This is a genomic window from Amycolatopsis sp. N2S4-7 (genome assembly GCF_058119595.1).
Genome location: NZ_CP172299.1, coordinates 10,287,255 through 10,301,260, shown reverse-complemented (window position 1 = coordinate 10,301,260; position 14,006 = coordinate 10,287,255). Strand labels below are relative to the sequence as shown.

Sequence of the window (14,006 nt, the reverse complement as noted above, 5' to 3'; positions counted from 1 at the left end):
GGAGCCGGGTCGCCTTCGCGCCGTCGCAGGCCGACGGCTGGGACTCGAGCACGTCGCCGTTCCGCCCCGGCGGGCGCGGCCGGCGTCGCGATCATGGCGGCGAGCAGGCCGCGACGGAGAAAAGGACATACGGCAGCCGAAATCGGGTCGGGAAACGGAGGGGACCCACCCGTCAAGGGACGGCGAAAGACCCCGGGCAAATTGTCCGGGAGGTCCGGGCCGGAATTGTCCGGCGCGACCGGTCGCCCTTTCCCGCCGCTCACCCGGCCGGGGTACGCGGTCGCTCGATCCGGTGAACGACGGCGTCACGTCGGCCGCCGCGGGTACTCCGCTCGAAACGAGGAGGTGGCGATGTCCGACAACGACCTGCCGGGATTCCTGATCATCGGGCTGATCTTCGTGGTCGCCGACGGCCAGATCCTCTACCGGGGCGGCCGCCGGTACCTGAGCGGGCCGGAGGGTGGCGAGGGATCCGGGTCGATGGCGTGGATGGTGGTGACCGTCTTCCACCTCGTCGCGTTCGGCGTCCTGGCCCTGCTTTCCGTGGTGGGACCCGCGTGGTCGGGGTCCACGGCCGCGCTCGTCGGGCGGCTCGGCGTCTTCCTCCTGCTGCTGGCGGTGGCGCACGCGCTCACCCTCGCCGTCCTCTCCCGCCGCCGGCAGGACCACATCGTCGAAACCCATTACCAGGAACGGGAAATCGAGCGCCCGGTCGCCGAACCGCACCTGCGGCCCGCCACCGAGCTCACGACGGAGGCCGTGGCGACCGAGCCGGCGCGGCACCCCACCGTCACGCCGGTCCCGGGCCAGGGCGGCCCGTACCCCCAGGTGAGCCCGGACCTCGGCAACCACGGCCCGTACCGGGCCTGAGGCGCGCCCGGAAAAACCGGTGGTGCGAGCCGGGGAAACAGGGTTGGGTACTGCCCATGGCCCCCACCCACGGCACGTGCGATGAGCGGTTCGAAGCGGTGCGGGACGCCCTGGCGGCGTCCCTGGACGCCCAGGACGTCGGCGCCTCGGTCGCGGTGTACCTGGCGGACGAGCCGGTCGTCGACCTCTGGGGCGGGTACGCCGACGCGGACCGCACCCGGCCCTGGGAACGGGACACGATCACCTGCGTCTGGTCCACCACGAAGACCATGACCGCGCTGTGCGCGTTGATCCTCGCCGATCGCGGCGAGCTCGACCTGGACGCGCCGGTGGCGGCGTACTGGCCCGAATTCGCGGCCGCGGGCAAGGAAAGCGTGCTGGTGCGGCACGTCCTCGGCCACACCTCGGGCTTGGCGACGTGGCAGGATCCGGTGCGGACGGAACAGCTCTACGACTGGCCGGCCGTGACGGCGCTGCTGGCCGGGCAGGCGCCGAGCTCGGAGCCGGGCGTGGTGGGCGGCTACCACGCCGTCACGCAGGGGTACCTGATCGGCGAGGTCGTCCGCCGCGCCACCGGCCGCACCCTCGGCGCCCTCTTCGCCGAGGACGTCGCCGGGCCGCTGGGCGCGGACTTCCACATCGGGCTGCCGCCCGAGCACGACCACCGGGTCGCCCCGATCATCCCGCCGCCGGCCAGGGCGCCGGAAATGGCGGCGCGCGGCCCCGGAAACCCGCCGATCCCGCCCGAGACCGCCCACACCGAGGAGTGGCGGCGGGCGGAAATCCCGTCCGCGAACGGGTTCGGCAACGCGCGGTCGGTCGCGGCCGTGCAGTCGGTCCTCGCCTGCGGCGGCCGGGCGCGGGGCGTGCGGCTGCTGTCGGAGGCCGGCTGCGAGCGGGTCCTGGACGAGCAGTTCCTCGGCGAGGACCAGGTGCTGGGCACGCGCATCCGGTACGGCATGGGCTACGGCCTGCGCGGCCGGGTCTGCTCGTGGGGCGGCTGGGGCGGTTCGATCGTCATGGTCGACCTCGACACGCGCCTCACGGTGGCGTACGTGATGAACCAGATGCTCGAGCAGGGACCGCTGGGCGACGACCGCGGCCTGGGCATCGTGATGGCCGCCTACGAAGGATTGGGGAGCTAGGCCTCCGGTCCGCGCGGGCTGAAGGGACTTTCCTCGTATCTGGTGCGAGGAAAGTCCTCTTCACCTCGTCACTGGCACCCCACGTCCCCTTCAGCCCGCCCGGCCGCGTGTCGCCCGCCCGGGTCCGGCCGTCCGCTGGCAGGATCCGGGCATGGAACGCGTGCTCGGAATCGGCGGATACTTCCTCCGCGCCTCGGACCCGGCGACCCTGGCGGCCTGGTACCGGGACTGCTTGGGCCTCGACGCCGACGAGAACGGCCTGTGGCACCCGGAGGCGGGCCCGACCGTCTTCGCGCCCTTCGAGGCCGGGACGGACTACTTCGGTTCCCCCGCCCAGCAGACCATGCTCAACTTCCGGGTCCGCGACCTCGACGCCATGCTCGCCCAGCTCCGCGCCAAGGGCGCCGACGTGGCCGACGAGACCCAGGACATCGACGGCGTCGGCCGCTTCGGCTGGGTCACCGACCCCGAAGGCCACCGCATCGAGCTCTGGCAAGCCGCCTAGCACACTTTCTGGTCCCGGCGCCGTTGCCCGTCCAGGGCAGGGATCGCCGACTTTCGGGCAGCCGGGTACCGGCGCGGCCATCGGACGAGCCGCCGCTGCTACCTTCGCCAGGGGACTTGCTTGAAATTTTGACGAAAGAACCCCGGGTCAGGAAGGTCGTGCTGTGGCGAACCCACTGGTCGCGGAGGCGAAGGACTCGACCAAGGCGTATTCGGGTGTTTCGTTGTTGGAGTCGGCGAGTGATCTGAAGTCGGCGATCGAGAGCGGGGACTGGGCGGCGGTGGCGCTCGGTTCGGTCGGCACGGCGTTGGATGCGTTGTCGGTGGCGATGGACCCGTTCGGGGCGATTCTGGCGGCCGGGGTGGGTTGGCTGATGGAGCACGTCGGTCCGTTGAAGGAGGCGCTCAACGGGTTGACGGGTAATGCGGATGAGATCGCGGCGCAGGCGGAGACGTGGAAGAACATCGCGACGGAGCTGGGCGGTGTCGGTGAGGATTTGACCGGCATGGTCGCGGCGGATACGGCGTCGTGGACGGGGATCGCGGCGGATTCGTATCGGCAGCGGGCGCGGGACACGGTGACGTTGCTGGGTACGGCGCAGCAGGGTTGTGAGGGGGCGTCCAGTGGGGTGAAGACGGCCGGTGAGGTTGTCGCGGCGGTGCGGGCGCTGGTGCGGGACATCATCGCGGAGCTGGTCGGGCATTTGATCAGCTGGGCGTTGCAGGTGGTGTTCACCCTGGGGATCGGGTTGACGTGGGTGGTGCCGCAGGTGATCGGTGCGGTGGCGAAGACCGCGTCGAAGATCGCCGATTTGGTGAAGCGGCTGGTTACGGCGTTGAAGGCGCTGATTCCGCTGTTGAAGCGGGCGGGTGATCTGTTTTCGGATGCGGCGAAGGCGCTGCGCAACATCAAGCCGGGCAAGGCCGCGCCCCCGCCCAAGCACGCCGACATCCAGGGCAACCCCAAGGGCCTGGACGGGCCGAACGGCAAGGGCGGCCCCGACGCGCCGCCACCCAAGACCGACCCACCGCCCAAGAACGACCCGCCACCCAAGACCGACCCGCCGCCCAAGAACGACGACAGCACCAGCGCGTCGAGCGCCGGGGACACCCCGCCGCCCCCGAAGGCCGATCCGCCGCCCAAGACCGACCCGCCGCCGAAGAGCGACCCGGTCGACACCCCGCCGCCGCCGAAGGCCGAGGCACCGCCCGGCGGAACGCCGAAGGGCGGAGGCACCCCCAAGGGCGGCGGTACGCCGAAGGGCGAGCCCAAGCCGGACGGCCCGCGCGACCGCGCCCTGCCGTCGGACTCCAAGACCTGCGTGTCGGACCCCGTGGACGTCGCGACCGGCGAGGTCGTGATGACCCAGGTCGACCTGACGCTGCCCGGCGAAGCCGGCGACCTGGAACTGTCGCGTACCCACCTTTCGGCCTACCGCGCGGGCCGGTGGTTCGGCCCGTCCTGGGCGTCCACAGTGGACCAGCGGCTCGAGGTGGGCCCCGGGCGGATCCGGTTCTACGCCGAGGACGGCATGGTCCTCGTCTACCCCGTGCCCGACGGCGGACCGGTGCTGCCGCTGGAAGGCCCGCGCCACCCGCTGCACCGCTCCCCCGGCGGCTACCGGCTGTCCGCCGGCGACCGCGAGCTGCACTTCACCGGCGACGGGCGCATCGCGGCGATCGAGCGGAACGGCAGCCGGACGGAGATCGCCTACGGCGCGGACGGCGCCCCCGCCGCGCTGCGCCGCGACGACGGCGTCGAGCTCCGGATCAGCACGGCCGAGGGCCGGGTGGTCGCGCTCGGCGCGCCCGAAGCCGCGCCGCTGGTCCGGTTCGGCTACAACCGGCTGGGACAGCTGACCACGGTCGCGGACTTCGCGGGCCGCCCGGCGACGCTCGACTACGACTTCGAGCACCGGCTCGTCGGCTGGCAGGACCGCACCGGCACCTGGTACCGGTACGTCTACGACGCCGACGGCCGCTGCGTCCGCACCGTCGGGGCGAACGGCTTCTACAACGCGACGTTCGCCTACGAGCCCGGCACCACCCGGCACACGGACGCGCTCGGCCACACCTGGATCTACCGGCTCAACGACGCGGGTCAGCTGGTCGAGCGGACCGATCCGCTCGGGAACTCCCGCCGGTACACGTGGAGCCGCTACGACGAGCTCCTGTCCCAAGTGGACGAACTGGGCCGCGAAACCCGCTACGGCTACCAGCACGGCGAGCTCGTCACGGTCATCCGGCCCGACGGCTCCGTGGTCCGGGCGGCACCCGCGGCCGGGGGCGAGGTCCGGTTGCAGGTGGGCGACGGCGACGCCGCCGTCCAGCGGGTGGTGCCCGCGGCCGACCCGTTCGCCGTCCTCCCCGGTGCCGCGGTGCGGGCCGAATCCCCCGCCGCACCCGACCCGCTCTCCGACGCGCCGGTGACCGGCGGAAACCCCGGGGACCGCGACCTGTTCGGCCGGCCCCAGCTCGTGCACACCGCCTCGGGCGGCGCGGCCCGGCTGGGCTGGACGGCGGAGGGCCGCCGCGCCTGGCGGATCGGCCCGCACGGCGACCGGCAGACCTGGCTGCACGACGCGGAGGGGCAGGTTGTCGAATACCGCGACGCCGCCGGCGGGGTGCGGCGCCGCGGCTACGGGCCGTTCGGGCTCGTGGTGACGGACGCCGACCCGGCGGGCGCGACCACGACCTACGGCTACGACGGCGAGCTGCGGCTCACCTCGGTGACGAACCCGCAGGGCCTGACCTGGCACTACACCTACGACCCGGCCGGGCGCCTGGCCGGGGAGACCGACTACGACGGCCGCCGGCTCACCTACGCCTACGACGAGGCCGGGCAGCTGCGGCGCATGACCAACGGCCTCGGCGAACCCACCGAGTTCGGCTACGACCTGCTCGGCAACGTCGTCGAACGGCGCACGCCCGACGACGTCACCCGGTACGCCTACGACGCCCTCGGCCGGCTGGCCATCGCCGAGAACGCCGAGGCCCGCCTGGAGATCACCCGGGACCGGCGCGGCCGCGTGCTCACCGAGACGGTCAACGGGCTGGGGGTGGCCTGGGACCACGACGGCACGGTCCTGCGCCGCCGCACGTCGTCCGGTGTGGACAGTGAGTGGACCTTCGACGACGCCGGCTCGCCGCGGTCGCTGCGGATCGCCGGGCACGACGTCGGGTTCGAGCACGACGCGGCCGGGCGCGAGGTCGTCCGGAGTGTCGACGGGACGGTGGTCCTCCGGCGGCGCTTCGACGCGGAGGACCGGCTCGCCGCGGAGGAGATCGCCGGCGTCGGCCGGCGCACCTACGGCTACCGGCCCGACGGCAGGCTCGCCGCGGTCGGGGACGCCACGCGGCCGTGGCGGTTCGAGTTCGACGACGCGGGCCGCGTCACCGAGGTGCACGGCCCGGGCGGCGTCGAGCGGTTCACCCACGACTCGGCGGGCGGTGTCACCTCGGCGGCCACGCCGTCGCTGCCGGGCCCGCGGACCTACCGCGGCAACACGCTGGTCTCGGCCGGCGGCACCCGCTACACCGGCGACGCGCAGGGTCGCGTCACCGGACGGCACCGCGGCGAGCGGTCCTGGACCTACTCGTGGGACCGGCTGGACCGGCTGCGCGGGGTGCGCACCCCGGACGGCGCGCGCTGGACGTACCACTACGACCCGCTGGGCCGCCGGTTCGCCAAACGGCGCTGGCTCACCGGCCCCGACGGCGAGCCCGAGCTCGCCGGGGACACGCGGTTCCTCTGGAGCGGCTTCGACCTCGTCGAGCGCGTGGAGCTCGGCGCGGACGGATCGCGGCGGATCCTGACGTGGGAGCGCCACTCCGCCGACGGCCGCCCGGTCGTGCAGGTCGAACGCACCGCGGCCGGCGAGCGGTTCCACTGCGTGATCACCTCGCCCGCGGGCGCGCCGACCGAGTTGCTGGACGAGCGCGGTGCGGTGGCCTGGCGCGACCGGAGCAGCTTCTGGGGCGCGCCGCTGCCCGGCTCCGACGGCGCCGCCGTCCCGCTGGCGTTCCCCGGGCAGCACCGCGACGAGGAAACCGGGCTGCACTACAACGTGTTCCGCTACTACGACCCGGAAACCGCGCGGTACCTCAGCCAGGACCCGCTCGGGCTGGCCGCCGCGCCGAACCCGGTCGGCTACGTCGCCGAACCCCTGCTCACCGGTGACCCGCTCGGGCTCGTCGGCTCGTGCGGCAAGACCGGCGGGCCCCAGGCCCCGAAGCGGCCCCGGCCGGACGAGTTCGACCAGTCGCCGGACCTCGTGCGGCCGCCGGCGAAGAAACCCGACCTCGGCATCGACGTCAACCGCATGACGCCCGAGGAGTTCGAGAAGTTCAAGCCGCAGCTGGACCAGATGATGCGCGCCGACAAGCACTTCTTCTGGTCCGGCGGCTACAAGCAGGGCCACGGCGGGCCGGACGACCCGTACCTGGGCTCGATCGAGTTCAAGGCGAACTCGGTCGCCAAGCAGCACGGCGGCAACACGCTCGAAGGGCTCGTCGCCGACAACCACCTGAAGATGCCCGGCTGGGTCGACGACAAGATGATGAAGGACCCGGACAAGGGGTACTGGTCGCACGGCGACCACGGCACCTCCAACCTCGACCAGAAGAACCTGGTCAAGGAGAAGTGGGACCACGCGTCGGAGACGTTCGCGAAGAACTCTACGCCGGACACCCACGTCGTCTTCCCGGACAAGCCCGGCAGGGAGACGAGCACCGGCATCCCCAACCCGAACGGCGACATCTACCCGTACCGGCGGCCGGACAACATCTTCGACAAGATCGAGTACCCGAAGCTGGAGCAGAACGGCATCAAGGTCACCGAACACAACGCCGAGACCGGGGCGACGCGCCCGTACCAGAAGCCGGCCGGCTGATTGACGTAAAGTCCGGCCCATGGATCTCATGGGGGAAGTCGTCCACGTGACGCACGACCAGCCGGCGCGGCGGCCGGAACGCGCGTACATCGCGATGGTCGATCTCGCACCGTTCGGGCTGGAGCGGCAACAGGAGCAGGTGTGGCTCGCCCCGCTGCCGGACGGCGGGTTCGAGCTCGCCTGCATCCCGTTCTGCGCGTACGGGATGGCGCTCGGCGACCGGGTGGCGCTGACCGGCGACGGGTTCGTCGGGAGCGTGGTTTCCCGGTCGGGCAGGCGGGTGTTCCGGGTGTTCTTCGACGAGCCCCGCCCGCCCGCCGACGCGCGGGTAGCCCTGCGGGAAGCCGTCGCCGCCGGTGGCTTCCTGGCGGAGTGGCAGGGAGACCGGCACGTCGCCGTCGACATCCCGGAAGGGGCCGACACCCGGCCGCTGTGGGCGGCCGTCCAGCAGGAGGTCGTCCGGGAAACGGCGTATTGGGAATGGGCCGACGCGGAGCCGTTCCGCGTTTTGTAGCCGCCGGCTGGTCTGAACGGCGCAATCCCGCGCGGAACGGAACCCGGAATTGGCGCCGTGCGTCAAGATGGGGTTGTCGTTGAAGCCGTGGGAGGCGTGATGCCGGAGGGGAACCCGCTCGTCGTCGAGGCGAAGAAGGATCCGGACGGGCCGGGTGCGTTCACGGCGGGCAATGGTGATTACGGCTGGGCCGGTGGGATCGGCATTGCCGAGTCGTCGATGGACGCGTTCAACGGGATCAAGGACGGCGACTGGGTTTCCGGTGGCTTGGGCATGTTGTCGCTGGCCGGGGAGGTCGCGGGAGCGGCGATCGATCCGTTCGGGTATTTGCTGTCGTCGGTGGCGTCGTTCCTGATGGAGCACGTGCAGCCGTTGAAGGACATGCTGGATTCGGTGGCGGGGAATCCGCCGGTGATCCAGTCCTACGCCGACACGTGGGGGAACGTGTCGAAGGCGTTGGGTGAGCGGAAGACGGATTTCGACAATGCGGTGAAGAACGGCACGTCCGGGTGGTCGGGTGAGGGTGCCGAGGCGTACCGCAAGTTCGCGGCGGAGCACAGCGACGCGTTGTCGGGTGCGGCGACGGTGGCGGGTGCGATCAGCACGGTCACGATGATCATGGGTCAGGTCGTGTCGTTCGTGCGCGAGACGGTGCGGCAGCTGATCGCGGATCTGGTGGGGAAGCTGATCGCGTGGGTGATGGAGGAGGTGTTTTCCCTCGGTTTCGGCACGCCGGTGGTGGTGGCGCAGGCCTCGGCGGCGATCGCGAAGTGGGGGAAGAAGATCGGTGAGCTGCTGAAGAAGCTGACCGACACGATCCGTAAAGTGTCGCCGCTGCTGAACAAGCTGGTGGACATCTTCGGGAAGATCGCGAAGGTGTTCGGCAAGGTGCTGGGCAAGGTCAGCGGTCTGGACGGGCTGAAGGTGAAGGAGGGCGGCTTCGTCCGCAAGATCCCGAAGGAGGGCGGCGGGGTGCACACCCGCGCCCACGGCGGGGACGGGGGTTCTTCCGGGGATGGGTCGCATTCCGGGGATGGGGACGGTTCGCGCTCCGGGGACTCGGGGGATTCCGGGAGCGGCCGTGGGGATTCGGATGCGCCGGGTTCCGATCCGATGAACACGGATTCCTCGCCGGATTCCGGTTCCCGGCGAGGTTCGGGCCGGGACGGGTCCGGTTCCCCGGACAGGGACGGTTCCCCCTCGCACGCGGGTGATGGGGACAGCTCGCCCTCGCACGCCGGGGATTCGAGTTCCTCCCCCAGCCACGCCGGGGACGGCACCGCTTCGCGCGCCGGAGACAGCAGCCCGTCGCCGACTCGTGCGGGCGATTCCAGCCCCTCGCCGACCCGGGCCGGGGAGAATTCTCCTTCGCACGCCGGAGATTCGAGCCCCGCACCGACCCGCGGGGGCGACAACGCCCCCTCGCACGCCGGGGACTCGAGCCCCGCACCCACCCGCGCAGGCGACAACACGCCTTCGCACGCTGGGGACAGCAGCCCTTCACCCACCCGGGCCGGGGACAGTTCTCCTTCGCACGCCGGGGATTCCAGCCCCGCACCCACACGGGCGGGTGACAGCAGCCCGGCGCCGACCCGCGCAGGCGACTCCGGCCCCTCACCCACCCGAGCCGGAGATAGTTCTCCTTCACACGCCGGGGACTCCAGCCCCTCGCCCACCCGGGCCGGGGACAGTTCTCCTTCGCACGCCGGGGATTCCAGCCCCGCACCCACCCGAGCCGGGGACAGCAGCCCAGCCACCCACTCCTCGCCCGCCGCGCGCACCGATGCGCCCGGTGCCGATACCCCCAGCAGCGCCGCGCCTCCGCGGGCCGATGGCACCACCTCCGCCAGCGGCACCGCCCCCGCCGCTCCGCGCACCGGTGATCCCGGGACCCAGTTCCCGTCCCCGCGCGGCGGCGACGGGGCCTCCTCCGGCATCCCACCCCAGGGCGGGCAGCCCATGGGCGGCGGCGGGATGCCGCCCGGCGGCGCACCCGGCAGCAGCGGTGGTGGTGGTGCCCCGCGCACCAGCGGCCCGGGCTGGACCGGCACCCCCGGCAGCCCCGGGGCGCACAGCCCGCACGTCGACACCCCCGGACGGCCCCGCACCGACCTGCCCGAAGGACGACCCCGCCCAGGCGGCGACACACCCCGCCCCCGCACCCCGGACACACCCGCCCCGGCCGCCCGCGGCTTCGGACCCGGCACCCACGGCCCCGACACCCGGCCCGGCCACGCCGGCACGAACAACCCCGGCGCCCGTCCCAGCGGGCCCGGCCACACCGGCACGCCTGGCCCCGGCTCCCGGCCCGGCGGCCACGGACCCGACACCCGCCCCGGCGCCCCCGGGCACACCGGCAGCCCCCACAGCCCCGACAACGGCACCCCAGGGCACGGCCCGCACGAAAACGGCCCCGACGCCACCCCCCACCACCACGACCCCCTCACCCCCGACGAAATCAACACCCGACACGCCGAAAACACCCCCTCCGGCAGCTCCTACCACGCCGGCGACCCCGACATGGGCGACCTCCCCCACCGCGTCCACCCCGACCCCGACGGCCGCTACACCGTCGACGTCCACGTCACCCCCGACGGACACGCCCGCATCGGCAACCGCCTCTACACCCCCGAAGAATTCGCCGACATCCTCCGCCGCAACGCCGACTACGACGGACGACCCGTCCGGCTCATCGGCTGCGACGCCTCCTCCAACGACTTCGCCCACCGCCTCTCCCGCGAACTCGACACCGAAGTCCTCGCCCCCACCAAACCCGCCTGGACCGACTCCCACGGCCGCGTCTTCTCCTCCGACTACGAAATCGGCCCCGACGGCCGCATGCGACCACGCATCCCACCCGACGGCGAATGGAACACCCACCACCCCGACGGCACCACCCACCGCGCCGGCGACGACGGCTTCGTGCCCGGTACCCACGACGCCGGCAAGCACGATCTCGACGCCGATGACGCGCGCGCCCGGGGTGACGACGACGCCGAGGCCCGCAAGAAGAAGGTCCACGACGAGCTCGTCGAGAAGCTCAACCGGCACGACGAAGACGCCAAGAAGCTGCTCGGCAAGTACTGGGAGCAGGCCGAGGGGAACGACCGGATCATCCGCCGCAAACGAGCGGACGCCCTGCACGAAGACGTCGAGCTGCCCGTGCTCCGGCGCAACGCCGACGGCGACTACGAGATCCACCAGCCTGCCGACACCAACCACAACGTCCCGGCCGAGCCGAAGCCGGGCGCCCGGTGGGTCGGCGGGCGCGACAGCGCGCCCCCGGAACTGCTGGAGGACGCCGACATCCTGGCGGCGGGCCGCCCGCACATCTGGTCCTACCTGGACGAAGCCAACCACGCGCTCAAGGGCGACTTCAAGCCGGACAGCGACTTCAAGCCGGCGCTGGACAAGTTCGACCAGGCCGGGTTCAACGACGTGCAGAGCAACCACTGGAACAACAAGCTGGGCGAACTGGCCGCCGACCACGCCGTGCTCGACGGGCTTCACCAGCCCGAGTTCGTCGCGCGTCCCCTGGAGCGGGTGGACGTGCCCGACCGGGGCGCCCACCACTTCGACCGCGTCTACAAGGACGCCGACGGCAACTACGTGATCGTCGAGGCCAAGGGTCCCTCGGCCGTCCTCAAGGGCAACGGCGGGTACCAGCAAGGACACCCGGAATACGTCCGGAACATCTGCACCGAGATGATCAAGCGGGGCGAACCCGAGAAGAGCCACGCGCTCAAGATCCTGGAGCAGCTCGAAGGCGAAAAGCTGCGCTACTTCTCCGTGCACGCCAAGGTCGAGAAGCCTGACCTGAGCCGGTACACCGACGAGGAGCTGCGCGCGATGCCGGCCGCCGAGCGCCCCGCCGACCGCTACGACGGCTACGTCGCCAAGGAGTACGACCTCACCATCGAGACGAAGAAGCCGCCCTCACCCGGGCCGTGACCACCCGCCCGTTTCGGCAGCCACTCCGCGGGTACCAGGGAACGACTGTCGACGGACGGAGTGACCCCGGTGGAGAGCAATCCCCATCCCGACGACCGCGACCAGGCGACGCGGCCGCACTTGGTCCTGGAAAGCGGCGGCGGCGTGCCGCCCGCGCTCGGTGATCGCTACGAGGTCGGGAGCCTCCTCGGCACCGGAGCGACGTCACGGGTCCACCGCGGCTACGACCGGCACACCCGCCGGGAAGTCGCCGTCAAGATCTTCAACCACGACCTGGTCGACTCGGAACAGCGACGGCAGCTGCGCGAGGTCGGCATCCACGGCAGCGTCGAGCACCCCGGCGTCGTCGCGCTGCTCGACAGCGGAGCCGAAGCCGGCCGGACCTACCTGGTCATGCAGCTCGTGGACGGCGAAAACCTGGCCGAGCGGCTCCTCGGCGGCCCGCTGAGGCCCGGCGAAGTGACCGCGCTGGCGATCCCGCTGACGGACGCACTGGCCCACCTGCACGCCCTCGGGGTGACCCACCGCGACCTCAAGCCGAGCAACATCCTGCTCGGCGAGGACGGTCCGCTCATCGCCGACTTCGGCATCGCCCACGCCCCCGACGTCACCCGGATCACCGCGACCGGCACGGTGGCCGGCACCGCCGCCTACATGGCTCCCGAGCAGGTCGTGGGCGAACCGGCCGGCCCGCCGGCGGACGTCTACGCACTGGGCTTGATCCTGCTCGAGTGCCTCACCGGGGAACGCGAGTACCCCGGCACGATGGCCGAGTCCGCCATGGCCCGGTTGAGCCGGCCGCCGATCATCCCTCCGGGCCTGCCGGCGGCCCTGTCGAGCCTCCTCGAGCGCATGACCGCGCGCGAGCCGGGCGTCCGCCCGACGGCCGCCGCGATCCACTCCGAGCTGACCCAGCCGGTGATCGAGGCGCCCTTCGCCACCGCGAAACCCCCTCGAAACCTGACGAAGAAGCGTGCGGCGGCCGTCGCGGCCCTCGCCATCGGCGCCGCCGCCCTCACCGTGCCGGTCCTGTTCAACGGCACCCAGCCGGGGACCCCGCCGATCGGTGCGCGGCCGATGCCCACCACGGCCGAGTCCGGCGGCACCGTCGCGCCGGCCTCCACGCTGACCACCGTCGTGACAACCACGCCTCGGCAGGAGGAGCCACCCCCCGTCAGGCCGGTCGCCGTGCGCACACCCGCCCCAGCCGGACCGCCGGCGGCCGGGCCACCCGAACCGGCGGCGAAGAAGGACCCCCACCCGGGGAAGGCGAAAGGTCCACGGGCCACGCGCTAGGGCCTGTCCTCAAAGCCAGATGAGCAGGGTGGCCAGGTCGATCATGCCTCGGTAGGAGGTGGCGGTCTTGTCGAATCGGGTGGCGATGGCACGGAACTGTTTGAGGCGGTTGAAGCAGCGTTCGACGATGTTGCGGCGTTTGTAGGCGGTGCGGTCGAAGGCTGGTGGGCGTCCACCGGCTCGGCCGCGGCAGCCGGTTGGCTCGTTGATCCCGGCGTTCGGGGATGGTCGCCGGGATGCGCTGTCGGCGCAGGTAAGAGCGGATGGCGCGGCTGGAGTAGCCCTTGTCCGCCAGGAGCCGACTCGGCCGGGTCGGCGGACGGCCGGGACCTGAGCGACGGAACTCGATGCCCGCCATGACCTGGGTGAACATGGTGCAGTCGTTGACGTTGCCGCCGGTCAGCACGATCGACAGGGGTCGTCCATGGCCGTCGCAGGCGAGAGGGATCTTGGTTGTGGGTCCGCCACGGGACCGGCCGATGGCATGATCCGCCGCGTGCTGATGCGCCCGCACGATGCTGGAATCGACCGAGACTTCCCGGTCGAGTTCGTCGATCGCCTCGGCAACCACCTGCACGCCAGTCACCAGCATCGCCAGGGTCCCTGAACGCGACCAGCGCCAGAACCGGTTGTAGACCGTCTTCCACGGCCCGTAGCGCTCCGGCAGATCACGCCACGCGACACCGGTCTCGGCCTTGAACAACATCCCGTTGATCACCCGACGGTCATCGACCCGCGGACGCCCCTACGCCCCGGAGGCCGGAAGCAAGGGCTCGATCGCCTGCCACTGCTCATCAGTCAGCTCATGCCTGCGCACCACAACCAAGATCAAAG

7 protein-coding genes and 1 pseudogene are annotated in these 14,006 nt (G+C 72.0%); 7 read left to right on the top strand and 1 reads right to left on the bottom strand.

Annotation, left to right across the window (positions count from 1 at the left end; genetic code table 11):
• Positions 1-351 precede the first annotated feature (351 nt).
• From ACH54P_RS48660 to ACH54P_RS48630, 7 genes are all read left to right on the top strand, one after another.
• Positions 352-870: a hypothetical protein gene (locus ACH54P_RS48660; RefSeq protein ID WP_489910113.1), complete on the top strand. Its 519-nt coding sequence runs from the start codon at positions 352-354 to the stop codon at positions 868-870.
• 56 nt (positions 871-926) lie between these two features.
• Entirely contained in the window at positions 927-2,015 is a 1,089-nt protein-coding gene (locus ACH54P_RS48655; protein WP_489910112.1) for a serine hydrolase domain-containing protein, read from the top strand.
• A gap of 151 nt (positions 2,016-2,166) precedes the next feature.
• Positions 2,167-2,520: a VOC family protein gene (locus tag ACH54P_RS48650; RefSeq protein ID WP_489910111.1), complete on the top strand. Its 354-nt coding sequence runs from the start codon at positions 2,167-2,169 to the stop codon at positions 2,518-2,520.
• A gap of 163 nt (positions 2,521-2,683) precedes the next feature.
• Positions 2,684-7,411, top strand: a complete 4,728-nt coding sequence (locus ACH54P_RS48645) for a DUF6531 domain-containing protein (protein WP_489910110.1) — start codon at positions 2,684-2,686, stop codon at positions 7,409-7,411.
• A 19-nt stretch (positions 7,412-7,430) separates the two neighbouring features.
• A complete protein-coding gene (locus ACH54P_RS48640; protein ID WP_489910109.1) occupies positions 7,431-7,925 on the top strand; it encodes a DUF4265 domain-containing protein in 495 nt (164 codons plus the stop codon).
• Positions 7,926-8,024: 99 nt separating this feature from the next.
• Positions 8,025-11,876, top strand: a complete 3,852-nt coding sequence (locus ACH54P_RS48635; protein WP_489910108.1) for a DUF8616 domain-containing protein — start codon at positions 8,025-8,027, stop codon at positions 11,874-11,876.
• Positions 11,877-11,945: 69 nt separating this feature from the next.
• Positions 11,946-13,172, top strand: a complete 1,227-nt coding sequence (locus ACH54P_RS48630) for a serine/threonine-protein kinase (protein WP_489910107.1) — start codon at positions 11,946-11,948, stop codon at positions 13,170-13,172.
• Between the two features lie 9 nt (positions 13,173-13,181).
• On the opposite strand, the pseudogene ACH54P_RS48625 reads toward ACH54P_RS48630, so the two are convergent.
• A pseudogene (locus ACH54P_RS48625) lies at positions 13,182-14,004 on the bottom strand (IS5 family transposase).
• Positions 14,005-14,006 lie beyond the last annotated feature (2 nt).